Annotated in this window: 19 protein-coding genes; 9 read left to right on the top strand and 10 right to left on the bottom strand. The window is 73.7% G+C overall.

The genetic code is table 11. The features are described from left to right. Positions 1 to 275: 275 nt before the first annotated feature. From IE312_RS02180 to IE312_RS02165, 4 genes are all read right to left on the bottom strand, one after another. Positions 276 to 743 (bottom strand): Fur family transcriptional regulator, encoded by a 468-nt coding sequence (locus IE312_RS02180; protein ID WP_189977732.1) that lies wholly within the window; start codon positions 741 to 743, stop codon positions 276 to 278. Then, on the bottom strand, positions 740 to 1,207 hold the full coding sequence (locus tag IE312_RS02175; protein WP_189977731.1) for an ATP-binding protein: 468 nt from the start codon (positions 1,205 to 1,207) through the stop codon (positions 740 to 742). The genes IE312_RS02180 and IE312_RS02175 overlap by 4 nt, the downstream gene beginning before the upstream one ends. A gap of 88 nt (positions 1,208 to 1,295) precedes the next feature. Next, positions 1,296 to 2,117 (bottom strand): SDR family NAD(P)-dependent oxidoreductase, encoded by an 822-nt coding sequence (locus IE312_RS02170; RefSeq protein WP_189977730.1) that lies wholly within the window; start codon positions 2,115 to 2,117, stop codon positions 1,296 to 1,298. After that, on the bottom strand, positions 2,114 to 3,121 hold the full coding sequence (locus IE312_RS02165) for an NADP-dependent oxidoreductase (protein ID WP_189977729.1): 1,008 nt from the start codon (positions 3,119 to 3,121) through the stop codon (positions 2,114 to 2,116). Before IE312_RS02165 ends, IE312_RS02170 begins: the two co-directional genes overlap by 4 nt. 207 nt (positions 3,122 to 3,328) lie before the next feature. Between IE312_RS02165 and IE312_RS02160 the strand changes: the two genes are divergently transcribed. Both IE312_RS02160 and IE312_RS02155 read left to right on the top strand, forming a co-directional pair. Further along, complete coding sequence (locus IE312_RS02160) at positions 3,329 to 3,718, top strand: DUF485 domain-containing protein (protein WP_229898889.1); 390 nt, start codon at positions 3,329 to 3,331, stop codon at positions 3,716 to 3,718. After that, the gene (locus IE312_RS02155; protein WP_189977728.1) at positions 3,715 to 5,331 is read left to right on the top strand and encodes a sodium/solute symporter; all 1,617 of its coding nucleotides are present in this window, start codon (positions 3,715 to 3,717) and stop codon (positions 5,329 to 5,331) included. Before IE312_RS02160 ends, IE312_RS02155 begins: the two co-directional genes overlap by 4 nt. Before the next feature lie 467 nt (positions 5,332 to 5,798). Here IE312_RS02155 and IE312_RS02150 read toward each other — a convergent pair whose 3' ends face one another. Continuing rightward, complete coding sequence (locus IE312_RS02150; protein ID WP_189977727.1) at positions 5,799 to 7,523, bottom strand: acyl-CoA dehydrogenase family protein; 1,725 nt, start codon at positions 7,521 to 7,523, stop codon at positions 5,799 to 5,801. A gap of 122 nt (positions 7,524 to 7,645) precedes the next feature. After that, entirely contained in the window at positions 7,646 to 8,239 is a 594-nt protein-coding gene (locus IE312_RS02145) for a PadR family transcriptional regulator (protein WP_189977726.1), read from the bottom strand. 141 nt (positions 8,240 to 8,380) lie between these two features. Between IE312_RS02145 and IE312_RS02140 the strand changes: the two genes are divergently transcribed. From IE312_RS02140 to IE312_RS02125, 4 genes are all read left to right on the top strand, one after another. Beyond that, positions 8,381 to 10,762: a SpoIIE family protein phosphatase gene (locus tag IE312_RS02140; RefSeq protein ID WP_189977724.1), complete on the top strand. Its 2,382-nt coding sequence runs from the start codon at positions 8,381 to 8,383 to the stop codon at positions 10,760 to 10,762. A gap of 48 nt (positions 10,763 to 10,810) precedes the next feature. Then, on the top strand, positions 10,811 to 13,684 hold the full coding sequence (locus IE312_RS02135; RefSeq protein ID WP_189977722.1) for a SpoIIE family protein phosphatase: 2,874 nt from the start codon (positions 10,811 to 10,813) through the stop codon (positions 13,682 to 13,684). Between the two features lie 118 nt (positions 13,685 to 13,802). Then, positions 13,803 to 14,618, top strand: a complete 816-nt coding sequence (locus tag IE312_RS02130; protein ID WP_189977720.1) for an intradiol ring-cleavage dioxygenase — start codon at positions 13,803 to 13,805, stop codon at positions 14,616 to 14,618. Between the two features lie 122 nt (positions 14,619 to 14,740). Next, entirely contained in the window at positions 14,741 to 17,206 is a 2,466-nt protein-coding gene (locus IE312_RS02125; protein ID WP_189977718.1) for an ATP-binding protein, read from the top strand. Between the two features lie 78 nt (positions 17,207 to 17,284). On the opposite strand, the gene IE312_RS02120 is transcribed toward IE312_RS02125, so the two are convergent. Beyond that, on the bottom strand, positions 17,285 to 18,289 hold the full coding sequence (locus IE312_RS02120; protein WP_189977716.1) for a hypothetical protein: 1,005 nt from the start codon (positions 18,287 to 18,289) through the stop codon (positions 17,285 to 17,287). Positions 18,290 to 18,690: 401 nt separating this feature from the next. Here IE312_RS02120 and IE312_RS02115 point away from each other — a divergent pair, with 401 nt between their 5' ends. Next, the gene (locus tag IE312_RS02115) at positions 18,691 to 19,878 is read left to right on the top strand and encodes a beta-ketoacyl-[acyl-carrier-protein] synthase family protein (RefSeq protein ID WP_189977714.1); all 1,188 of its coding nucleotides are present in this window, start codon (positions 18,691 to 18,693) and stop codon (positions 19,876 to 19,878) included. A gap of 25 nt (positions 19,879 to 19,903) precedes the next feature. Here the strand turns inward: IE312_RS02115 and IE312_RS02110 are convergent, their stop codons facing one another. From IE312_RS02110 to IE312_RS02100, 3 genes are all read right to left on the bottom strand, one after another. Continuing rightward, entirely contained in the window at positions 19,904 to 22,060 is a 2,157-nt protein-coding gene (locus IE312_RS02110; protein ID WP_189977712.1) for an ATP-binding SpoIIE family protein phosphatase, read from the bottom strand. 134 nt (positions 22,061 to 22,194) lie between these two features. Beyond that, complete coding sequence (locus tag IE312_RS02105) at positions 22,195 to 22,809, bottom strand: hypothetical protein (RefSeq protein ID WP_189977710.1); 615 nt, start codon at positions 22,807 to 22,809, stop codon at positions 22,195 to 22,197. A gap of 64 nt (positions 22,810 to 22,873) precedes the next feature. Then, positions 22,874 to 23,026 carry a hypothetical protein gene (locus IE312_RS02100; protein ID WP_189977708.1) on the bottom strand — a complete coding sequence of 51 codons (153 nt, stop codon included), beginning with the start codon at positions 23,024 to 23,026 and terminating at the stop codon, positions 22,874 to 22,876. A 442-nt stretch (positions 23,027 to 23,468) separates the two neighbouring features. Between IE312_RS02100 and IE312_RS02095 the strand changes: the two genes are divergently transcribed. Together IE312_RS02095 and IE312_RS02090 are read left to right on the top strand one after the other, a co-directional pair. Then, complete coding sequence (locus tag IE312_RS02095) at positions 23,469 to 23,789, top strand: alpha-amylase inhibitor (RefSeq protein ID WP_189977706.1); 321 nt, start codon at positions 23,469 to 23,471, stop codon at positions 23,787 to 23,789. A 67-nt stretch (positions 23,790 to 23,856) separates the two neighbouring features. Then, positions 23,857 to 24,426 carry a GNAT family N-acetyltransferase gene (locus tag IE312_RS02090; protein ID WP_189977704.1) on the top strand — a complete coding sequence of 190 codons (570 nt, stop codon included), beginning with the start codon at positions 23,857 to 23,859 and terminating at the stop codon, positions 24,424 to 24,426. The last annotated feature ends 12 nt before the right edge of the window (positions 24,427 to 24,438 follow it).

Raw genomic sequence — 24,438 nt, 5'->3', positions numbered from 1 at the left:
GACCTCCACGATCGCCGCCGTGACGGGAAGTGCCGCGCCGGCCAGGTCCACACCGACGGACAGGGAGCCGTACCAGCGGGCCCGGGTGCCTTCCGGACGGGCCGGCCGGCGCGGCACGGAAACCGGCGTCTGCCGGGATGCCGCGATTCTGAAGGGCCGCATGCTTCTCCTTAGAAGCTCCAATCCCGGTCAACCGGCGCGTCACACCGCCCACTCAGGGACCGGTCACGCCTTCACGCGATCTTTATATCAAGTGATGGACGGTTATGTCCGTTTTACATACTTGAGGTATCCGGCCGCGCCCCCCGGCAGTCGGGGCACACCCCCCAGAAGGTCACGGCGGCCTCCCGCACCTCGTACTCGGCCGGCAGCCGCGGTTCCATGCAGGGCGCCGCACCCACCGTGCACTCGACATCGCGGATGGCGGCGCAGCGCAGGCACACGAAGTGGTGATGGTTGTCGCGGTGCTCGACCTCGTAGCGGGCCGGGTGACCGGGGATCTGGGTGCACCGGACCAGACCGGCCTCCGTGAGGGCGCGCAGCACGTTGTAGGTGGCCTGCAGGGACAGGGCGCCCGTGACCCGCCGGGCGCGCTCGCGCAGGGCGTCGGCGTCGAGGTGGCCGGCCGACTCGGAAACCGCCGCCAGTACGGCCATCCGCTGGACGGTCACCCGCAGGCCCGCCGCGCGCAGGTGCGCGGCGGCCAGCGCCATCGGCTCCCCGCCGGGGGCCGGACGCGTCATGCTGCCTCGCCGCCCTGCTCGTCCGCCGCGCCGGGCAGGTCGAACCACACGGTCTTGCCCGAGGGCAGGTCGCGTTCATGGCCCCACCGCGCGGCCAGGGTGTCCACGAGGGCCAGTCCGCGCCCGCCCTCGTCCTCGGGGCCCGCGTCGGTGGGACGCGGCGGGCGTGACGAGCCGTCACTGACCGCGCAGCGCACGTCCGGGGTCCGCCGGAGGGTGAGGCGCAGCGGGCCGGTGCCGTGCCGCAGCGCGTTGCACACCAGCTCGCTCACGAGCAGTTCGGCGACCGGGACCAGCTCGGCGAGGCCCCATCGCGTCAGCGCGTCGCGCACCACGTCCCGCGCGAGGCGGCACGCGGTCGGCGACCACGGCAGGGACCAGGGCCCGTCCTGAGACGACACGGGGGCGGCCGGGCCGGGGACCGCTCCGCCCGGAAGGTACTCCCGGGGGATCGTGCGGGTCATGCGGGCACCCTTCGGGGATCTACGGCTTTCTCCCTTCCGACCGTACGCCTTTTGTGGAGTCAGTCAAGATTATGGAGAAGTGCACCCTTTATGAGGTGATCAAGTCACCGGTCCCCGTCACGTCGGCGGCCCTGACCGGGCCCGGGACGTTGCGGAAACGGAACGGCTCGGGTTCACGGCCGGCCTGGACGAACCAGCACTCCCCGGTGCCGTCGCCCAGGAGGATCCGCAGCACCGCGTCCGCCACGGCCTCGGCCGGGATCACGGGCAGTCCCTGCTCGGAGAGCATGCCGCGCAGGTGGTCGATGATGCGCGACTCGGCGAAGCCCGGGCAGACGGCGTTGAAGCGCACGTTCTCCGGTGCGAGCGCCGGCCCGAGGGAGCGCGCGAGTCCCACGACCGCGTGCTTGTTGGCCGCGTACAGGGGGTCGAGCGGCACCGCCGCCAGACCCGCCAGGGAGGCGGTGGCCACGATCGATCCTCCGCCGCGCGCCCGCAGCGCGGGCAGTACCGCGTGGGTGCCGAAGACGACGCCGTCGAGGTTGGCGCCCATCGCCCGGCGGTACCGAGCCGGGTCGAAGTCCTCGCCGACCCCGCAGCCGGTCGCCACCCCGGCGTTGAGCAGTGCGATGTCGACGCCGCCGTACCGATCCTCGGTGAACCGCACCAGGGCCCGGTTGGCGTCGAGGTCGGAGACGTCACAGGCGCGGAATTCGCCGTCGACCAGGTCGGCCACCTCCCGCCCGCCCTGCGCGTCGAGGTCGGCGACGACCACGCGCGCGCCCGCCCCGGCCAGGGCCAGCGCCGAGGCCCGGCCCAGTCCGCCGGCGGCGCCGGTGACGATCGCCACTTTGCCCGCCAGCGCGGCGCCCGGCGCCCGCCCCCTGCCGAGGGCCTCGCCGGCGCTCACACCAGCTCCAGCACGAGCTTGCCGACGTTCTCGCCGCGGAAGAGCATCTGCAAGGTGGCCGGGAAGTCGTCGACGGTGCCCTTCACCACGTGCTCCTTGACCTTGATGCGGCCGGCGCCGATCCAGGCGGAGATCTCCTGGGCCGCCTCGGCGTACCGCTTGGCGTAGTCGAAGACGACGAAGCCCTCCATGCGGGCCCGGCGCACCAGCAGCGAGAGGTAGTTGGAGGGGCCCTTGACCGGCGAGGCGTTGTTGTACTGGCTGATCGCGCCGCAGATCACGACGCGCGCGTGCATCGCCAGCCGGGTGAGGGCGGTGTCGAGGATGTCGCCGCCGACATTGTCGAAGTAGACGTCGATGCCGTCGGGTGCGTGCTCGCGCAGCGCCTTCTTGACGTCCTCGGCCCGGTAGTCGATCGCCGCGTCGAAGCCCAGCTCACCGGTGAGCATGGCGCACTTCTCCGGGCCGCCCGCGATGCCCACGACGCGGCAGCCCTTGGCCTTCGCGATCTGGCCGGCGATGGTGCCGACCGCGCCGGCCGCCCCGGACACCACGACGGTCTCGCCGTCCCGCAGCGCGCCGACGTCCAGCAGGCCGAAGTAGGCGGTCATGCCGGGCATGCCCAGCGCTCCGAGGTAGGTCGAGGGCGGGGCCAGGGAGGTGTCGACCTTCATGGCGCCCCGGCCGTCGGAGACCACGTACTCCTGGACGCCGAAGGTGCCGACCACGTGGTCGCCGGGCCGGAAGTCGGGATGGTTCGACGCGGTGACCTCGACGACCGAACCGGCCCGCATCACCTCGCCGATGCCCACCGGCGGCAGATAGGAGGGGCGGTCGTCCAGCCAGCCGCGCATGGCCGGGTCCAGGGAGATGACGCGCGTGCGGCCCGCGAACCGGCCCGGACCCGGTTCCGCGACGGGTTCGGCGTGGTGCTCCCAGTCCTCGGGTTTCACTTCGCCCACGGGGCGGGCTGCCAGACGGATCTGGCGGTTGGTCGCGGACATCACGCCTCCTGTCGATACGGCTCCCCGCGACCATACCGACCAGTAGGTACGTCAGTGTACGTGACATTCCCCACACGCTCTCGACCCTCTCGCACATTCCAACCAGTCGGTATCGTGCGCCGCCACACCGACGCTGCACCGCCACCTCCCACGGACCCGAGCCACGGACCCGAGCCACGGACCCGAGCCGCACCGGAAGGCCATGCGATGACACACCCCGACGACCGGTACCCACCGCTGTCGCACACGCCACAGCCGTACCAGGAGTACCAGGAGTACCAGCCACCCCACGCGCCCGGCGCCGACCTCACCGCTCTCCGCTCGGCCTACCGGGGACTGCGCCGGGTCTCCACGCTCACCGCGCTCGGCTCGTTCGTGGTCTACGTGGCGCTGTCCTGCGGGGCGCCGGACCTGATGGGATCCGAGATCGCCGGAGAGCTGAGCCTGGGCATGGGCCTGGGGATCCTCCAGCTCCTCGTCACCTTCGGCGCCGTCCTCTGGTACGGGCGCAGCGCGCAGCGGTCGGTGGACCCGCTGGCGCGGGCCGTCAGGGAGCGCGCGCTCCGGCCGGTCCGGGATGCGGGGGCGGCGAGATGAACGACTACGGCTCGGGGACCCAGGCACTGGTTCTGGTCCTGTTCAGCACCCTGGTGACCCTCACCCTGCTGATGTGCGTCATGGCGGGACCGGACCGCGACGACCTGACGAACTTCTACACCGGCTACCGCTCCCTCACTCCGCTCAAGAACGGCCTGGCGATCGCGGGCGACTACATCTCCGCGGCCACGGTGCTGAGCACCACCGGCATCATCGCGCTCGCCGGCTACGACGGTTACGTCCTTGCGGTGAGCACCGCCCTGTCGCTGGTGCTGCTGATGTTCCTGCTGGCCGAGCCGCTGCGCAACGCCGGCAGCTTCACCATGGGCGACGTGCTGGCCCGGACCGTGCCCGGCCGGTCCGTGCGCATCGCCTCCTGCGTGGTGACGCTCTCCGCGACGCTGCCCTTCCTGGTCGTCCAGCTCTCGGGGGCCGGTTCGCTGCTCACCTTCATCCTGGGCATGCCGCACGAAGCCGGCGCCAGGACGGTCTGCATCGTCCTCGTCGGCAGCCTGATGATCGTCTACGCGGCGATCGGCGGCATGCGGGGCACCGCGCTGGTCCAGATGATCAAGATCGTGCTGCTGCTCGGCACCAGCGTCACGGTCGCCGCCCTGGTCCTGAACCGCTTCGGCTGGAGCCCCGGAGAGGTGCTCCGGGCCGCCGAGCGCGGCAGCGGCACCGGCCCGGCATTCCTCCACCAGGGGCTCCAGCTGGGCACCTCCGCCGCCCAGCGGCTGGACTTCGCCAGTCTCCAGATCACCGTGATCCTCGGCGCGGCCTGCCTGCCGCACATCACGATGCGCCTGTACTCGGCACGTGACGCTCCCGCCGTGCGCCGCTCCATGTCCTGGGCGGTCGGCACGGTCACCACCTTCTGCCTGCTCGTGATCATCCTGGGTACGGGCGCGGCGGCCCTGGTGGGGTCACCGTCCCTCACCGCGGCCGATCCGCGCGGCAGGACGTCGGTGCTCATGCTGTCCCGTGCGCTGGGCGGCGGTCCCGGCTCCGCGAGCACGACCGTCCTCTACGCGGCCGTGGCGGGCACGGTGTTCATCACGCTGCTGTCCTCGGTCGCGGGGATGACCCTGGCCGCGGCCTCGTCGCTCGCCCACGACCTGTTCGCCCACGCGCTGCGGCGGCAGGGGACGGCACCGCGTACGGAGATGACGGTGGCGGGGTGGACGAGCGTGGCGGTGGGGACCGTGGCCGTCGTGCTCTCCGTCCTGGTCCAGAACTGGGACGTCGGCGTGCTGACCACGCTGGCGATCTGCATCGGGGCGTCGGCCGTGGCCCCGGCCCTGACGTACTCGCTGTTCTGGCGCGGATTCACCCGTACCGGCCTGCTGGCCTGCCTCTACGGGGGCACCGCCTGCGCGCTGGTGCTGATGGTGTTCTCCAGGGCGGTCTCGGGCACGCCGTCCGCCGTCTTCCCGCACGCGGACTTCGGCTGGTTCCCGCTGCAGTCCACCGGGCTGGTGTCGATCCCGTTCGGCTACCTGGCGGGCTGGCTGGGCAGCCGCTACGACCACCGGCGCCGGGCCGCGGAGAGCCGCGAGAACCGGCGCCGGTACGAGGAGAGCGAGGCACGGCTGCTGGCCGCGGCCGAGTGAGCGGCCCAGCGGGGCGGGGCACAGGGGCAGCCCGGCCGACCGGGGGCCGGGAGCACGAGCAGCCCAGCCCACCCGGGGCCGGGCGCACCAGCAGCCCGGCCCACCCGGCGGCGGGCCCGCAAGCTGCACAGTCCTTCCGGAGCCGAGCCCACCCGGAGCCGGGCCCTGGAACAGCGCGGTCCACCCGGAGCCGGGCCCTGAAGTAGCCCGGCAAACCGAGGGCGGAGCCCACAAGCAGCACAGCCCACGCGTAGCCCGGCACACCAGCAACCCGGCCCACCCGGCGGCGGGCCCACGAGCCGCACAGCCCTTCCGGAACCGAGCCCTGGAACAGCGCGGTCACCCAGAGCCGGGCCCTGGAGCGGCCCGGCCGACCGAGGGCGGAGCCCACAAGCAGCACCGCCCACCCGGGGGCGGGCCCGCGTGGGGCCGCCCCCGGGCGCCGACCGGTGCGGTGTGCGGCGTGGCTACGGGGCCATCTCGTACGCGCCGGACAGCGCCTCGACCCGCTGCCAGACCCGCTCCGTGCGGGCCGCGTCGACGACCGGCCGCCGGATCGACGCCAGCGCCCAGTCCTGCTGCGGCGCGGTCGCCGAGTCCTTGCCGTGCAGTTCGACGGCGTGCGCGGAGAAGTCGCGTACGAGGACGGCGAAGAGCTCGTCCAGCACGTCCTCGTCGAGCCCGGTGAGGGCGACCTGCTCCAGGACGAGCTGCGCGTGCACGACGAGGGCGAAGAGCTGACCGACCGCGAGGACGAGGTCGAGATCGCGGCTCTGCTCCGCGTCCGGGGCGGCCGAGGCGACGAACTCGCAGAGCGCGTCGGCCTGTTCCCGGAAGCGGCTGACGTTGGGCAGGTGCGCGTGGGCGTCGAAGGCGGGCCGCCAGTCGTGGAAGCGCACCGAGCCGAGGCCGCGGGCCGGCCCCTGGCGGAACAGGAAGGCGTCGTCGGCCGCGTCGAGGCGGGTCGGCACGTCGGGGTACTCGGCCGGGTCGAGGAGGTGGCTGCGCAGGAACTTCAGGATCAGGGCCAGGTTGACGTGGACCGTGCCCTCCAGCTTGGGCAGGCCGCGGATCTCCACGGCCGCCTGGCCGAAGTAGTTGTCCTTCTCGAAGCCCTTGGCGGCGATGACGTCCCACATCAGGTCGATGACCTTCTCGCCCTCCGTGGTCACCTTCATCTTCGTCATCGGGTTGAAGAGCAGGTAGCGGCGGTCGTCGGGGCCGGCCGAGCGGAAGTAGTCGACGGCGCGGTCGCTGAACAGCTTCATCCCGACGAGCCGGACGTAGGCGTCGGTCAGCTCCCGCCGCACGTGCGGGAAATCGGTGACGGGGCGGCCGTAGAGGACGCGGTTGTGGGCGTGGGTGACGGCCTCGTACATCGCGTGCTCGCAGATGCCGATCGAGGCGGTGCACAGGTTGAACTTGCCGACGTTGACCGTGTTGAGGGCGGCGTCGAAGGCGGCGCGGCCGGTGTGCAGGACGTCCTCGGCCGCGACGGGGTAGTCCTCCAGGCGGAACTCGCTGACGAACTTCGAGGAGTCGACGACGTTCTTGACCAGGTGGTAGGCCGGGTGACGGCTGTCGGCGGCGAAGAACACGTAGCCGTCGGGTCCCTCGACGTCGGTACGGCGGCCGAAGACGGAGACGAGGCCCGCCGCATTGCCGTTGCCTATGTAGTACTTGGAGCCGGTGGCGCGGAAGCCGCCCTCGCCGTCGGGCTCGAGCAGCATGTCGGTGGAGTAGATGTCGGCGCCGTGGGCCTTCTCGGACAGGCCGAACGCGAACACCTCACCCTGGGCGAGGAGCTCGGCGGCGCGGGCGCGGGCGGCGGCGTTGTCGCTCTGCCAGACCGGGCCGAGGCCGAGGATCGTGACCTGCCAGGCGTACCAGTAGTCGAGGCCGTAGAACCCCAGGATCTCGTTGAGCGCGGCGATCCGGGCGGTGTCCCACCGCTTGTCGGATTCCCCCTCCCCCGCGGCGGACGACGGGGTCAGGAACGTGGCGAACAGGTTCTCCTTCGCCGCGAAGGCGAGGAAGTCGCCGAGCCACGCGCGGTTGCGGTAGTCCTCGATCAGCCGGCCCTTGCCGCGCTCCTCGAACCAGTCGACGGTGGCACGCAGCAGGCGGCGCGTCTCGGGATCGAAGTGCGCGGGGTCGTAGGTACGCGGGTTGAACAGCAGCTGGTCGGCCATGGGAGCTGACGCCTTTCGGCTGGTGGACGGGGCGGGTTTCGGCTGATGGGCGGGGCGGGACGACAGGTCGGGGGCGGGACGGCCGGGCGCGCCGGACGCGGCGGCCGAGGGGGACGGCGGGATCAGCGGTCCGGACCGAAGCGGGCCAGCGTGGCCAGCACGTCCTCCAGCCAGTCGATCATCATGCGTTCGTACGCGATGCCGCCGCGCAGGACGACGTGCTGGAGCTCGCGCTCCGCGTCGAGCGGAGCCCCGGGGGCGGCCCCGCCCGGCGCGGAGTCCGAGTGGGAGTCCGAGTCCGGGAAGTCTCGCGCCTGGCCGGCGAGGTAGTGCGCCAGCCGGTCCCGGTGGGCCCGGCGGTGCCGCTCCACCTCGCGGGTCAGGGCGGCCGGGTCGTCGTCGAAAGCGGCGCCCCGGATCTTCACGGCCAGGTCGTGGCGGACGCTCTCCGGCTCGATGGGATCGTGCAGCCAGGAGGTCAGCGCGGCCCGGCCGAGGTCGGCGACGGAGTACTCCTTCTTGTCCGGCCGGCCCTGCTGCGGGACGTCGCGGACGTCGATCCAGCCGTCGTTCTCCATACGCTTGAGCACGCGGTAGATCTGCTGGTGGGTGGCGGTCCAGAAGTAGCCGATGGACCGCTCGAAGCGCCGGGCCAGCTCGTAGCCGGAGCCCGGCTTCTCCAGCAGCGACACCAGGATCGCGTGTTCGAGCGCCATGACGCCGATCATGCTATGCAACTCGTTGCATAGCAAGGCCGCTCCCGCCGGTGCGACGCGGCTCACCCCGCGCGGACGGTGTGCGGTTGTCGTCCGTGACGCGGCACGGGATCCTGAGGAGGCACGGAGGGAAGCGGTGCCATGGATCGTTTTCCGAACGCCCCCCACGTCGATTTCCACAGTCCGCTGGACCTCTCCAAGGCCGCCACCGCCGTACTGGACGCCGAAGGCCGCGTGTCCGGGTGGGGATCCTCGGCCCAGCGGCTGCTCGGCCACTCCCCCGAGGACGTGCTCGGGCAGCCGGCCGCCCGGCTGCTGGCGGCGGCCCCGGGACAGCGGCCGGCCGCCCTCGCCAAGCTGTGCACGGCGCGCCGGCCCCGCAGCGCGGTGCTGGACCTGTGCTGCCGTGACGGACGCACCCTGCGCGCGGCCGTCACCTTCAGCCCGCTCGCGCACCAGGGGGCCGCCGCGACCGTCGTGGTCGCGGCGGGCCTGGAGACGCTGCGCGGCTGGGAGGCGCAGCTGGCGATGCTGCAGGGGCTGGCGACCGAGTCCGACGTGGGCCTGACGATCTTCGACACCGACCTGCGCGTCGTCTGGGCGAACACCGCCACCGACCTGGAGCTGTCCGGCGTCGCCCAGTACATCGGCCGGCCGGCCGCGGACCTCTTCCCCGAGGGCGAGTTCATCTCCCGCCACCACCCTCCGGACGAGGACCAGATCATGGAGCACGTGCTGACCACCGGGGAACCGATCACGGGGATGCACTACCGCGGGCGCGCCCCCGCCGACCCGGTGCGCGAGCACGTCTGGTCCTGCTCGTACCACCGGCTGGTGGACGCCCGGGGCGAACTGCTCGGACTCTTCGAGGAGTCGCTGGACATCACCGAGCGCTACCGCGCCCAGGAACGGCTGTCGCTGCTCGTCCGGGCGGGCAAGCGCATCGGTGCCTCCCTGGACGTGCGCCGTACGGCCGCGGAGCTGGCGGACGTGGCGGTGCCGCAGCTGGCCGACGAGGTGCTGGTGGACCTGCCGCCGGCGATCATCGAGGGGCGGCAGCCGCCCACCGGCTCGGCACCGGGGCACAGCCTGCTGCGGATGCACGGCCGGACGCCGGAGGAGTTCCGGACCAGCCCCGTCTCCTACCCGCCCTGGTCACCGCAGGCGCAGAGCCTGGCCACCAGCCGCCCCGTCATCGACACCTGCCCGTCCGAAACCCCCGACGGCACGGGGGCGGACGCCGCCCACTCCTGCCTGTTCGTGCCACTGCTCACCCGCAACGCGGTACTGGGCCTGGCCACCTTCCGGCGCAGCAGCAACCCCGACCGCTTCGGGCCCGAGGAGCAGACGCTCGCCGTGGAACTGGCCGAGCGGGCCGCCGTCGGCATCGACAACGCCCGCCGCTACACCAGCCAGCACGCGGCCGCCCTGGTGCTGCAGCGCAGCCTGCTGCCCCAGCACCTGCCCGAGCAGAGCGCGGTCGACGTGGCGTACCGCTATCTGCCGGCCGACAGCCGCGTGGGCGTGGGCGGCGACTGGTTCGACCTGATCCCGCTGTCCGGAGCCCGGGTGGGCCTGACCGTCGGCGACGTGGTGGGCCACGGCATGCACGCGGCCGCGACCATGGGGCGGCTGCGCGCCACCGTGCGGACCCTGGCCCTGCTGGACCTGGACCCGGCCGAGCTGCTCACCCGGCTGGACGGCCTGGTCGCGCAGGACTCCGTGGCCGACGCCGAGGACGGGCTGGGCGACGAGACGCTCGGGGTGACCTGCCTGTACGCGATCTACGACCCGGTCAGCGGCCGGTGCGTCTGGGCGAGCGCGGGGCACCCCCCGCCGGTCGTGGCCGACGCGAGCGGTTCGGTGGCCCTGTCCGCGCTGGCGCCGGGGCCGCCGCTGGGGCTGGGCGGCCTGCCGTACGAGAACGTCGAGCTGAGCCTGTCCGGCGGCAGCGTGGTGGCGTTCTTCACCGACGGGGTCGTGGAGGACCGCAGCACCGACATCGACAGCGGGATCGACCGCCTCTCCCAGGTGCTCACCTGGCAGCGCTGCCCGCTGGAGGAGCTGTGCGACCGCGCCCTGTCGGCCCGGCCGCCCGGGCCGCAGGCGGACGACGCCACGCTGCTGCTCATCCGCACCCGGCGGCTGGGCCCCGACCTGGTGGCGGACCTGGAGCTGCCGCCCGACCCGGCCATGGTGGCGCGCGCCCGCACGGACACCGAGCGCCGGCTGGCGGACTGGGGCCTGTCCGAGCTGGCGTTCCCGGCGGCACTCGTGGTGAGCGAGCTGGTCACCAACGGCATCCGGTACGCCACCGGACCCGTCACGCTCCGGCTGATCAAGGACCGCTCGCTGCTGTGCGAGGTCTCCGACAACGCGCACACCGCGCCCCATCTGCGGCGGGCACGCCGGGACGACGAGGGGGGCCGCGGGCTGTTCCTCGTCGCCCAGATGTCCCAGCGCTGGGGCACCCGGTACACCGCGTCCGGGAAGACCATCTGGGCCGAGCTGGCTCTCCCCTGAGGCCCCGCCCCGGCCGCCGCTGGTGTTCGGTGGTGTTATCAAGGGTGTATGGAGGTATTTTCCGGGCGCCCTCGAAGCCCGGAACGTCATGCGCCGTTCGGTCGCCCGCGCGGACGCCGCGCTTCTTTGCTGGACGTGCGCAGTGCGGCCGGCCAGGTGTTCCTTCTCCAGATCGTCATCGTGGTGCTGCTGGTGCTGGTCGCGGTCGTGGGCATGATCCTCCAGGCGGCGCGGGACGCCGTGGAGCGGGGCCGGCGGGAGGCGGTGATCGCGGCCCAGACCTTCGCGAACGCGCCGGGCACGGCCGCGGCTCTGCGCAGCCGCCACCCGTCGGCGGTGCTCCAGCCCCGGGCCGAGGCCGCGCGCAAGCGGGCGGGCGTGGACTTCATCGTCGTCCTGAGCACGACGGGGATCCGCTACACGTACCCCTACCCGTCCGAGATCGGGAAGAAGTTCGTCGGCACCATCGAACCCGCGCTGCGGGGCCAAACCCTCGTCGAGCAGGCCGGCGGCCCGCCCCTGCCCTCGGGCAGGGGCACGGACGTGCAGGCGGTGGTCCCGGTGACCGACGCGCGCGGCACGGTGGTCGGTCTGGTCTCCGCCGGGCTCACGGTCCGGAACGTGGCGGCGCTGTGGCTGCCGCAGCTGCCGATCATCCTGGGCAGCGGCGCGGCCGCCGTGGCGCTCGCCATGACCGGGACGACGCTGGTGTCCCGGCGGCTGCGGCGGCACACGCACGGCTTGTCCCCCGTGGAGCTGGCGCAGTTGTACGAGCACCACGACGCGGTCCTGCACGCGGTGCGCGAGGGGGTGCTGATCACCGACGCCGACGGGCGGCTGCTGCTCGCGAACGACGAGGCGAGGCGGCTGCTGGGGCTGCCGGAGGACGCGCAGGGGCGCCCGGTGCGGGAGGTGGGACTGCCGGAGCCGGTCCTGCGCCTGCTGTCGTCGCCGGAGGCGGTCACCGACGAGGTGTACCGCGCGGGGAACCGGCTGCTGGCAGTGAACAAACGGCCGACGTACCCGCGGGACGGCCGGGGGGGCAGCGTGGTGACCCTGCGGGACACCACGGAGCTGGCGGCGGTCTCGGGACGGGCCGAGGTCGCCCGCGAGCGGCTGGAGCTGCTGTACGAGGCCGGGATGAGCGTCGGCACGACGCTGGACGTGGAGCACACGGCCCAGGAGCTGGCCTCGGTGGCGGCGCCCCAGTTCGCCGACCTGGTCACGGTGGACCTGCTCGACGCGGTGCTGCGCGGGTGGGAGCCGACCGCGGAGGGCTGGCGGCACCTGCGCCGGGCGGCGATCGGCGGCGCCCGGGACATGATGCCGGTGTACCCGCTGGGCGAGCTGATCACGTTCTCGGTCCGCGGCCCCCAGATGCGGACGCTGCAGGAGGGGCGGGGCCTGCTGGTGGCCGACCTGCGGCAAGCCCGGGGCTGGCGGGAACAGGACCCCGAGCGCGCCCAAAAGGCCCTGGAGAGCGGGCTGCGGTCGCTGGTGACCGTGCCGCTGCGGGCCCGGGACGTGGCGCTGGGGGTGGTGAACTTCTACCGGACGGCGGGCTCCCCGGCGTTCGAACCGGAGGATCTCGCCATCGCGGAGGAACTGGCCGTACGGGCGGCGGTGGCGATCGACAACGCCCGCAGGTTCACCCGGGAGCACGCGATGGCGGTGACGCTGCAGCGCAGTCTGCTGCCGCGGGGGCAGCCGGACCAGGACGCGCTGGAGGTGGCCTGGCGGTACCTGCCCGCGGAGGCGGGGGTCGGCGGGGACTGGTTCGACGTCATCCCGCTTCCCGGGGCGCGCGTGGCGCTGGTGATGGGCGACGTCGTCGGGCGCGGTCTGCACGCGGCGGCGACGATGGGCCGGCTGCGTACCGCGGTGCACAACTTCGCCGTGCTGGACCTGCCCGTGGACGAGGTGCTGGGGAACCTGGACGACCTGGTCGTCCAGATGGACAACGAGGAGCACGCCGGTGGTGCCGCGGACGACCACGAGGGCGGGGGTGTGACCGGGGCGACCTGCCTCTACGCGGTCTACGACCCGGTGGCGGGGGTCTGCACCATGGCCCGCGCGGGACATCCGGAACCGGTCGTGGTGCGCCCGGACGGGACGGTCGGGTGCGCCGGGGTGCCGGCCTCGGCACCCCTCGGTCTGGGCGGCTACCCGTTCGAGACCGCGGAAGTGTCCCTGCCGGAGGGTTCCCAACTGGTGCTGTACACCGACGGCCTCGTGGAGGACCGCGCCCAGGACATCGACGTCGGGATGGAGCGGCTGCGCCGTGCGCTGGCCGGGTCCGGCGACCGTACCCCGGAGGAGACCTGTCAGGTCGTGATCGACGCGCTGAAGCCGTCGCAGTCCGCCGACGACATCGCGCTGCTGACGGCGCGTACCCGGACGTTCCCGCCCTCGCGCGTGGCCGAGTGGGAGGTGCCGCCGGACCCCGCGCTCGTCCCCTCGGTGCGCAAGCGGTGCAGACAGACGCTGCGGGAGTGGGGGCTGGACGAGGCCGCGTTCGCCACGGAGCTGATCGTCAGCGAGCTGGTCACGAACGCGATCCGGTACGGCTCGCCGGTGACCGTGCGGCTGCTGCGCGGACGCTGCCTGATCTGCGAGGTGTCGGACGGCAGCGGCACCTCGCCGCGCCTGCGGCGGGCGGCGACCACGGACGAGGGCGGGCGGGGGCTGTTCCTGGTGGCACAGTTCGCCCAGCGGTGGGGGACGCGGTACACCGGGCGCGGCAAGGTCATCTGGGCGGAACTGGTCCTGCACGGCGGCGCTCCGGCCGCCTCGCCCCTCGCGCCGGTCGACTTCCTCCTCGACCAGTTCGACCCGGAGCAGTTCGACCCGGGCCGACTGGAACCTGACCAGCCGGAAGAGGACCAGCCGGAACGGGACCAGTCGGACGGTCCCGCCCCGTGAGCCGTGCGCCGCCCCGTGCCGCCGGCGCCCACCGGCCCCCGCGAGTTTCGTAACGCCCGCCGATTCACCGGTCGTCCGACCGATGTCACCCGGCCGTCACGCCCGCCATCCTGACGCCATGACTGACACCCCCCGCCCCCACTCCGCAGGACGCGAGCGCGACCCCGGGCCGGCCGACGGCCCGCTCGGCGCGCGCCGCAGGACCGTCATAGCCGCCCTGGGCGGCGCGACCCTCACGGCCGCCGCTCTCGGGCTCACGTCCGGGCAGGCGACCGCCGCCGCGCACCGGGACGGCACGGCACCCGCCCCGGCCGGGGAGGCCGCCGACTGCGTCCTCACCCCGGAGCAGACCGAAGGGCCCTACTACCTCGACCTGGAGACGGTCCGCAAGAACATCACCGAGGGCAAGGCCGGCGTACCGCTGACCCTGCGCGTCAAGGTGATCGACACCGCCACCTGCGCCGCGCTGCCCGGTACGGCGGTCGACATCTGGCACTGCGACGCGCTGGGCGTCTACTCGGGCTATGTGGCCGGCGGTTCCACGCCGGACACGACGTTCCTGCGCGGCGTGCAACTGACCGACTCCACGGGCGTCGCGGAGTTCACCACCGTCTACCCGGGCTGGTACGTGGGCCGCGCCCTCCACATCCACGTCAAGACGCACGTCGGGGGCACGGTCTCCGACGGCAGGTACCGGGGAGGCCATGTCTCGCACACCGGCCAGCTCTACTTCCCGGAGACCTACAACAGCCGGATCGCCACCTTGGCCCCCTACCGGAACAACACGGCCACCCGCACGCTCAACGCCAGGGACGGCATCTACCGCAACGGCGGATCCTCCACCCTGCTGACGCTCACGCAGGCCGGCAGTGACCTCGGCAAGGGGGTGACCGGCACCGTCGTGCTCGGTATCGACCCCGACGCCGTGCCCTGACGCCCCGGCCCGGGCGGTGACCGGCGTGGCGGCGCGGCGCCGGTCACCGCCCGGCGCCGCGGGTCGCAGGACGCCGTGCGGGAGGCCGGAATGGGCGCGCGGGAATCGAGGTTGACCGGAGCATGACATGCGAGTCGTGCGGCGCGCCCCTGACCGGCCGGCCCCGTCGCGGCCGGCCGGCCCGCTACTGCTCCGGCGCCTGCCGGCAAAGGGCGTTCCGGCAGCGCTCGGCGCACCGGGCGCGGACGGCCACGGCACCACCCGCGGCGGGTACCGTCTCCCCGGCCGGCGGTCTGCCGCCGGCCTTCGACTCCTTCGTGGGCCGGCGGGCGGAGCTGACCCGGCTGCGCGCCCTGTCCAGGACGTCGCGGCTGGTGACGCTGACCGGCGCCGGCGGCGTCGGCAAGACCCGGCTGGCGCTGGAGTTCGCCCGGGGCCTGACCGGCCGTCACCAACCGGTGGACCTGGTGGAACTCGACGCGCTGCACGACGGCGCCGCGCTCGCGCAGACCGTCGCCGCCGCACTCGCCGCGCCGGAACGGGCCGGGCGGTCCGGTGCCGACGTCCTGGTCCACGCGATCGGTGACGCACGCCGGCTGCTGGTCCTGGACAACTGCGAGCACGTGGCCGAGCCGTGCGCCCGGCTGGTCGCGACCCTGCTGAGCCGGTGCCCGCGGCTGCGGATCCTGGCCACCAGCCGGGAGGCCCTGCGGGTGCCCGGGGAGACCGTGTTCCGGGTCGGCGAACTGACCCTGCCGCCGGCCGACGCCGGTGACGACCCGGTGGTGCTGCTGCGGGCGGACGCCGTCCGGCTGTTCGTCGAGCGTGCCGCCGGCTGCTCACCGGGATTCAGGCTGCACCGCGGGAACGGCCGGACGGTCGCCGAGATCTGCCGCAGGCTGGACGGACTGACGCTCGCCGTCGAACTGGCGGCCCGCCGGGCCGGGACCCTGCCGCTCGACGAGATCCTCGCGGGGCTGGACGGCCGGATGTCCCCCCTGTCCCTCCTGGCGGGCGGCCACCGGACCGGCCCCGGGCGCCACCGTGAACTGGCCGCCACCATCGACTGGAGCCACCGGCTGCTCGACCCGGCCGAACAGGCGGTCTTCCGGCGTCTCGCGGTCCTCGTCGGCGGGTTCGACACGGCCGCGGCGCGGACGGTCTGCTCCGGCGGAGCGGTCGCACCGGAACGGGTGCTCGGCCTGCTGTGTGCCCTGGAGGCGAAGTCCCTGCTCGTGCGGCTGGCGGGGGACGGGGGAACGGCACGGTTCCGGCAGCTGGGCGCCGTCCGCGCCTACGCGCTGGAGTGCCTGCGCGCATCGGGCGAACTGCCCGCCACCGGACACCGGATGGTCCAGTGGCTGAACGGGCTGGCCGACGGGGCCGCTGACGAGGTGTTCCCCGACCAGGCCGGCAGCCCGCTGGCCGCGGAGCGGGACAACCTCGCGGCTGCCCTGGCCCGCACCACCGTCCCCGACGGTGCCGTGCGGTCCCGGCTGGTGCTGGAACTGGCCCGCGTGCACTACGAGCAGGAGCAGCCCTCGGCCGCCCAGGCCCTGCTGGGGGAACTGCCGCGGGAGACCGGCGCCGGGGCGCTGGGCGGGGCGGTAGCGGCGCTCGCCGCGCGCGTCGCCTGCCAGCGGGCCGACCTGGCGCGGGCCCTGCGCCTCGGGGAGCGGGCGGTGAGCGTGGAGCGGGCGCGCCGGCACCCCGCCGGACTCGCCAACGCGTTGGACGCGCGCGCCGCGGCGCGGCTGTGCCGCGGGGAGTTCGCCGCGGCCGTCGCGGATCTGCGCGAGTGCCTGGACGTCCTGGCGGCACTGGACACCCCCCAGGGCGTCGCGTGGTGCACCCACCATCTGGCCTGGGCGCTGCTGCAGGCGGGCGGGGCCCGGGAGGCCGAGACGCTCATGTCCCGCTGCCTGCCCGTGCTCCGGGCCGACGCCCGCTGGAGCCGGGTCGCGGCCGCTCTGCACACGGCGGGCGCCGTGCGGCTGGTCCTGGGGCGGCCGGACAGTGCCGAGAGGCTGTTCGCCGAGGCGCTGCAGATCGTCCCCGCCACCAGTTTCCACGCGCTCTACCCCGTGGAGGGCCTGGCCATGGTGGCCGCCGAGAGCGGCGACCCGCGGCGGGCCCTCCTGCTGTACGAGGCGAGCGCGGGGGCACGCCGTCGGCTCGACACCGTGTCCGAGGCTCCGTGGCGCCTGCGGCTGGAGCGGACCGCGGCCGCTGCCCGGGCGGCGCTGCCGGCCGCCGCCCGGGAGGCAGCCGCCGGCGTCGGCCGCCGGCTGCGCGGGGAACGGCTCGTGGCGTACGCGCTGCGGACGCGGAGCGACGGCCGGCGAGAGGCGGCGGGCGGGACGGCGGCCGCCGGCAAGTGCACGCTGACCGGGAGGGAGTTCATGGTGGCCGAGCTGGTCGCCGACGGACTGACCAACCGTCAGATCGCCCAGCGCCTGGGCCTTTCGGCCCACACGGTCGCCACGCACCTGGACAAGGTGCGCGACAAGCTGGGCATGCGGTCACGCACGCAGATCGCCCTGTGGGTGGCCGCGCGGACCGAGTCCGGGCAGCGCGCGCCCGGGTGACGCGTGCGCGCTCCGGGACACGGCTCGCGGGTCACCCCGGCGCGTCCGCCGGGGCGGCACGCGCCGGAGCGGGCCGGCTCAGAACTCGTCCTGGGGGACGTCCTGTCCGGCGAGGTCCAGGTCGTCGAACTCGGCGCCGTTCGTCGCCGGGGCGCCGAAGAAGCCGCCCATGAGTCCCTTGAGGTCCAGCTCCTTGGCGCCGGCCGGGGCGGTGGGCCTGGTGCCGCCGCCCATCCGCAGGATCAGGCCCAGCTTCTTGACCTTGGCCTTCCCCGCCAGGGCCGCGAGGTCGACGTCCACCTCGGACAGCTCACCGTTCTTGAGCGTGAAGTCGGCCGTCACCTTGGCGTTCGGGGCGTCCTTCAGGTCCTTGTCCGTCGGCAGCCCCATGCCCGGCGGCAGGCCCTTCGCCAGCGGGCGGATCTCGTGGAACAGCTCGGTGAGCAGCGTACGGAAGGGAGCCGTGGCGGTGACGTGCTCGGTGCCGTCCTCGCCGCCGGCCGTCTTGAACCGCACCTCGCGGGCGACGACCTCGCGCAGGGACCGCACGAGTTTGGCTCGCGTCCCGGCGTCGAGGGACCGGTCGCGCGCGGAACCTCCCCGGACACCGCCGCCCGCCGCCTTGTCCATCTCCTTCGTGCTGAACTTGACCCACTTGCCCTTCAGGACGTCCTTGACGACCCCGGCCTCAGGGGGCAGGTCCTCGGCGGCCGGTACGGGGCTGCCCGTCATGTCGCCCAGGGAGCGGGCGTCGAGGCGGAGGTAGACGAGGTCGCCGATCACGCGGTACTCGGCGAGGTCGCCGTCCGGACCGCTGATCTTCATGGCCATGCCGACGAAGTCCTTCTCCTTCGACGCGTCGATCGGCTTCTTCGACTGCACGGTGAAGGCGATCTTCGCACCGCTCATCAGCTTGGCGGCCTCGTCCGGCATCTCCTCGCCGGGCCTGGGGCCGGACGCGGCGTCCAGCGCCTTCAGGGACGCGGCGTCGGTGTCCAGGTCGAGCTCGAAGGAGAGCGTCTTCCTCTCGCCCAGCTTCTCGAAGGCCCGGTCGAGCTTCTTGCCGGCGGAGAGCTGCTCCACCGTTCCGCAGGCGGCGGCGCCCGCGAGGACGGTGCCGGCGACGGCGGTGGCGGTGAGGGTCTTGCGTATGGCGTTGATGGTGTCTCCTCGTGGATCCGATCACGGTGTGATCGATCAGGAGACTCACCACCCGCCCATTAGGTTGCACCGATCCGCCTGACGGTCGGTCAGGTGAAGGTCCGGCTCCGCGGTGTGTGCCGTGTCACGCATTCAACGCCTGCCTAAGTTGTCTGCATCACAGCGGAAATGTCCATTTAGCGGCCATGCTCGAAACGGATGCCGACCCACGAAGTGGGGCTTATCGGGATCCCTTTGGGCATGGCACAGCAAAGTGACCCATGACACAGCGCTCGTGCCTTCTCCCCCATTTCCGCCCGTTCCCCTTGAAAAGGTGCCCCATGATGGCCGCTTACCTGTGTCCTCCTGCCGTAATACACGGCAAGCACGCCGTGAAGACCAGCCAGATCGTGGCGGACGTGCGCGGCCGCCACCCGCACGCAGCTTGGGCGCCGCGGATCGACAGCATCGCGGCCGGCACGGGCATCGAGACCCGCGGGTGGATGCTGCCGCTGGAGACCGCCGTCGCACCCGGCAACGGCGGCGCACTGCGCGCCGTCGGCACCGAGCCGGCCCAAGAGGCGCTGGCCGGCGCGGGATTCAGCCCGCAGGACGTGGAGCGCGCGATCGCCGCCCTCGACACCGTGCCCGCGCCGCAGACCGTCCAGGAACGCACCGCCCCGGCCTGGGAGGCCGTGCGGGCCTACGGGGAGCACGCGGCGCGCGGGGCCCTGCAGATCGCCGGACTGGACGTCGCGGACGTCGACTGTCTGATCACCAGTAACTCCACCACCCCGGCGCTGCCGGGCCTGGACATAGCCCTGGCCAACACGTTGCGGCTGCGCGACGACGTGATGCTGTTGCCGGCCACGCAGTGGGCCTGTGTCGCGGGGACCCGTTCACTGGCGCTGGCGGCGGACCTCGTGGCCGCCGACCCCGACCGGGTCGTGCTGGTCGTCGTCTCGGAGGCGCTGAGCACCACCTACCAGCCCGCGGACGACACCCTCGAGTCGCTGATCGTCCGGTTGCTGTTCGCGGACACCGCCGTCGCCGCGGTGGTCACGGGCCGTCCGCGGCGCGAGTCGGTGCTGCGGCTGGACGCCGCCTGGCACCACACCCTGCCCGGCACCCAGGACCTGCACCGCCTGGAGACACGGGCGGACGGCACCCACTTCGTGATGGACCGGCGCGGTCCGCGTGCCGTGCAGGAGACGGTCACCGCGATGTGGGAGTGGCTGCGCACCCGGAACGCGGACTCCCCCGACGGCTGGCACCCCGACGTGCTGCTCGCGCACCCCGGCGGCACGCGCGTGCTGGAGTACATGGAGCAGACGATGCCCGACACCTGGCCGTCGGGGCTGCTCGACCACAGCCGGGAGAGCTACGCCGGCGGCAACCGCGGGGGCGCCGCCGTGTTCGACATCCTGCGGCGGGCGCACGACTCCGGCCGGCGCAAGCCGGGCGACCGCGCCGTGCTCTACGCGGCGGCGCCGGGCCTCACCGCCACCGCCCTCGAAGCGGAGTGGCTGTAGCCGGGTCCCCGGCGCGTGGCCCAGGTCACCTCGTGACCTCGGCCCAGATCACCTTGCCGGTGTCCGTCCACCGCACCCCCCACCGGCTGGTGAGCCGGTGCACGACGTGCAGGCCGCGGCCGGTGTCGTCGAAGGGGCCGCCCCGCCGCAGACGCGGCCTGCCGTTCCCGGTGTCGCCCACCTCGCACAGCAGGCCGTGGCCGGCCCTGATCAGCCGTACCGTGACGGGGCCGGTGGCGAAGCGCACCGCGTTCGTCACCAGCTCGCTGACCAGCACCAGCACGGCGTCCCGGGTGTCGTCCCGGGTGTGCCACTGGCGCAGCAGCGCGGCGACCTGCGCGCGCGCCCGGGCGGGGGCGTCGTAGCGGGCGGGCAGCCGCCAGGTCGCGGTGTCCTCGTTGCGGTAGCCGATCGTCCGGGCGAGCAGCAGGGCGACGTCGTCGCGCGGGTGCGCGGGTGCCAGCGCGGAGACGACGTGCCGTGCGGCCTCCTGCAGGGTGTCCCAGGGGTGCACCGCGGACACGGCCTCCGCCAGTCTCCCGATGCCCTCGTCGATCGGCACGGACGGGTCCTCCACCAGACCGTCGGTGTACAGCGCGAGCAGGGAGCCCGGGGGCGCGTCGAACGTGTGCACGTCGAACGGTTCCCGCAGCGCGAACTCGGCCCCCAGGCCGGGGTGCGGACGGACCGCGAGCGGGCCCGCGTGGCCGTCCGGCAGGACCAGGACCGGGGGGAGGTGGCCGGCGCTGGACAGCGTCACGTGGTGGCCGACCGGGTCGTAGAGGGCGATGCAGCAGGTCGACCCGAGGGCGCTGTAGCCGGCCGTCAGCCCGGTGTCCGCGTCGTCCAGCAGCGACACCGTCTCGTCCAGGTGTTCCAGCACCTCGTCGGGCGCGAGGCCCGCGGACAGCAGCGCGCGGGCCTCCATGCTCAGCTGGCCCATGGTCGCCGCCGCTCCCAGGCCGTGTCCGACGACGTCACCGACCACCAGCGCGGTACGGCCGTCCGGCAGCGGGAAGCTGTTCACCCAGTCGCCGCCGACACCCGCGCTGTCGGGGGTGGCGGGCTGGTAGACGCTGGCGATGTCGACGGTGTCGCCGCCGGACCGGGGCAGCAGCCGGCTCTGCAGGGCCAGCACCTGCGTGTGCTCGCGCTGGTGCTGACGCGCCAGGTCGACGTGGTGGGCGGTCCTGGCCACCAGTTCCTGCAGGTCGAACAGCTCGCTGTCGCGGAAGGGGCAGTCCGACCGCCGCCAGACCTCCGCCACGCCCAGCACGACGGGCGGGGTGCCGTCCAGGACCAGCGGTACGCACGCCACGCCCGCCGACCGCTCGCCGGGCACCAGGGCGCGCACCACGCGCGGACTGCCCAGCACCCGCTCCACCGCCTTCCGGTCGGGTATGACGATGGTCTGCGGGGCGTCGTCCCGCAGCACCGCCTGTGCCAGCAGACGACTGGCGTCGCCGGGGAGATCGTCGCCGGGGGTGACGTAGCCCTCGGGCCAGGCCCGGTCCGGCACCAGAGCCGCCCGTCGCAGCCGGATGCGCCCCTTCGCCTGGCCGGTGACCCCCTCGCCCGTCCACACGGCGAAGTCGAGGTCGACGGCGGCCACGTCCCCCCAGGCCAGCAGGGACTCCGCCAGCGACTGCGCGGTCTCGCCGATGTCCAGGGAGGTGCCGATCGCGGTCTCGGCGGCGTACAGGTGCAACCTCCTGGCCATCGCGATCACGGAGACGGTCAGGCCCTCCTCGGGGTGCGCGGCGGGCAGGATGCTCATGGAGACCACCAGCTCCGATCCGTCGCCGCGGCGCAGCCGCTGGATCCGGGCCACGTGCGCCTCACCGGTCTCCAGGACCTGCCGCAGCCGCCGGGTGACCGTGGGTACGTCCCCGGGCGGCAGGAGATCGGCGAACGGCCGCCCGACCCGGGCGTCCAGACCCGCGAACACGGGGGCGTCCACGTTGCAGCGGGTGATGACCAGGTCCCTGTCCAGGTTGACCGCGCCGAGGATCTGCTCCTGCCGGCCGGCCGCCGGATCGCCGGCCACCCGCGTCCCGCGGTCGCCCCGCGCGTCGGCGGAACCGGCGTCCCCGGCCGCTGCGCCGCGCGGGATGTACCGCCCCAGGGCGCTGCTGACCAGGTCGAACGCCGAGGAGGACGAGGGGGAGGGGGTGGCGTCCATGCGGCTCTCTCAGCAATCCCCCGGCACGGCGCCGGGGCCGTACTCGGACCACACCTCATTGAATAACAGCACGGGTCGCTTCGCCCACACAGGGGAGGCCGGCGTCCCGGCCCGGCGGGCGTCCCGGCCCGGTGTCACACCGGTGACCAGGCGAGGGCGTCCTGGACGTACACGTCCCAGAGGCGGCCGGCGAAGAACTGGCCGAACCTGCCCAGTGCGGCCAGCCGGCCCCGGGTGGTGTCCGCCCGCACCCGGAAGCTCGCGAGCTCGCGGACGAGATCCGGCAGCCGCAGCCGCAGGACTCCGGTGGCCACCACCTGGGCGTCCGCCTCCTCACCGGCCGGTACGGTACCGCGCAGGATGCGGGTGTGCAGGGTCGTGGTGTCGGCCCACGGTCCGTGGCCGGAGTCCTCGTCCACAATCTTGCAGCCGCTCAGCGTGAGCGGCTGCCCGGCCGCGTCGGTGAAGAACAGGCGGTAGCGCAGCCGCATCCGGCCGGTCGGCATGTCCCGGCCCATGCCGAGGAGCGGCAACGACGTGGCCGTGAACAGGCCCTTGCTCACGGCGCCGGACAACTGGCGCCCCACCTCGCTCCTCGGGATGCGGGTCAGTCTCGACCAGCCTCTGCGCAGCAGGAAGCGCAGCACGTGCCCAGATGCGGTGAGGGCGTTCTCCCGGGCGCATGCCGAGCGGGCCGGGGCGCGTCCCAGGCCGTGGACGTCGCCCCGGCGCTCATACCTGCCGGGCACTCGTCAGGTCCCGCCGGCGTCCAGACCGGCCACGGCTCGGGCCGTACCGGCGGTATCGCCTGCCTCAGGCCGAGCGGCGGGCGCGCAGCTTGCCGACGAGGCGCTGGGCCTGGGCCCGGCGGCGCGGGTCGGACGCGGTACGTCGTACTTGCTCGATGGTCCGCCGGCCCTGCGGACTGCGCGCGAACTCCTTCACCTTCTGGAAGACGCCTGCCATGACACTCCTTTCGCCGGGGGTGCCCCGCTCGTGCCGGGCCCCACGGGGTTCGGCTACCCGGAGACGGACGGTCCAGCCTCTTTCGGCCGGGAACGGGCCGTCACGGCGTCCACGCCGCTTGCAGAGGTGCCGCGGGTGCGGGCGGTGGCCGGGCGTGCTGCCTGGCGGAACGGGGCGGACGCGCCGCGCGGCGCCGAAATGGTTGAAGGGTCATGCGGCTCGCCGCGCGGCCCGTCCGGCCTTCCCGCCGGGTGGTGGCCGTCCGCACCGTGCAACCACCACCGTGTCCGAAGCCGGCACCGGCGTGTTGCGGCATGACGCACGCTCTGATTCCTTCGACACCTGAACGCGCGAGGGTTCTCCGGTCCCGGCTTCGGCCGTCGTGCCTGTGCCTTCTGCCGTCGTGCCTACGTCTTCTGTCGACAAGTCAGGGAGTCACATCGTGCGAAGTCTGATGAAGTGGTCGGTAAGGGCAGCGGTCGTCGTCATGTCCTGCATTCCTCCCGTCGCCCTGGCGGGGCCCGCCTCCGCGGGGCCGGAGCAGCCCGAGCCGGCACCCGCCTGCGTCACCATGTACCAGAGCTGGCGCTACACCGACGCGGCCAGCGACTGCTCCGGCACCGTCGGGGTGAGCGTGGTCTACCAGGACGGTGCCACCGGCCTGTGCTACGCCCTGCCGCCGGGCGCGCACCGCACGGTCGGCGAGGGGTACCTCGGTCAGCACGGTCACCCCGACCGCCTTGTCCTCTGCGAGGCCTCCTGACAACGGGGCCGGGACGCGGGCCGATTAGGGTTGCCGGTGACTCACTGGCAGCACACGGGGAGGTCCGATGACCGCTGTCCCGCCCGGCGTCCGGGCACCGGTCGTCACCGAGCGGCTGGTCCTGCGGCTCTTCACCCCTGACGACGTCGACGACCGGTACGCCTACCAGCGTCTGCCGGACGTGGCCCGTTTCCTGTACCGGCCGCCGCTCACGCGCGAGGGCTGCGCCGAGTCCATCGCCGCGCGGGCCGGCGGGACGCCGTGGCAGGCGGACGGCGACGCGCTGCTGCTGGCCGTGTGCCGGGCGCAGGAGCCGGGCGTCGTCATCGGCGAGGTGGTCCTCACCCTCGCGAACGCCCGCGCCCGGCAGGCGGAGATCGGCTGGGTCCTCCACCCGCGCCACGCCGGGCACGGTTACGCCACCGAGGCGGCGCGCGCCCTCGCTTCGGCGGCCTTCGGCCGGTTGGGCGTCCACCGGCTCTTCGCCCGGCTCGACGTCCTCAACACCGCCTCGGTGCGCGTGTGCGAGCGTCTCGGGATGCGGCGGGAGGCGCACCTCGTCGACAACGACCTCGACGGCGACCGCTGGGGCAGCGAGTACGTCTACGCCGTCCTGGCACGCGAGTGGACGAGCTGAGCCGGGGCAGGC

The sequence above is a fragment of the Streptomyces capoamus genome, from assembly GCF_014654935.1.
Lineage (GTDB): Bacteria > Actinomycetota > Actinomycetes > Streptomycetales > Streptomycetaceae > Streptomyces > Streptomyces capoamus.
This window is presented reverse-complemented; position numbering and strand designations above follow the sequence as displayed.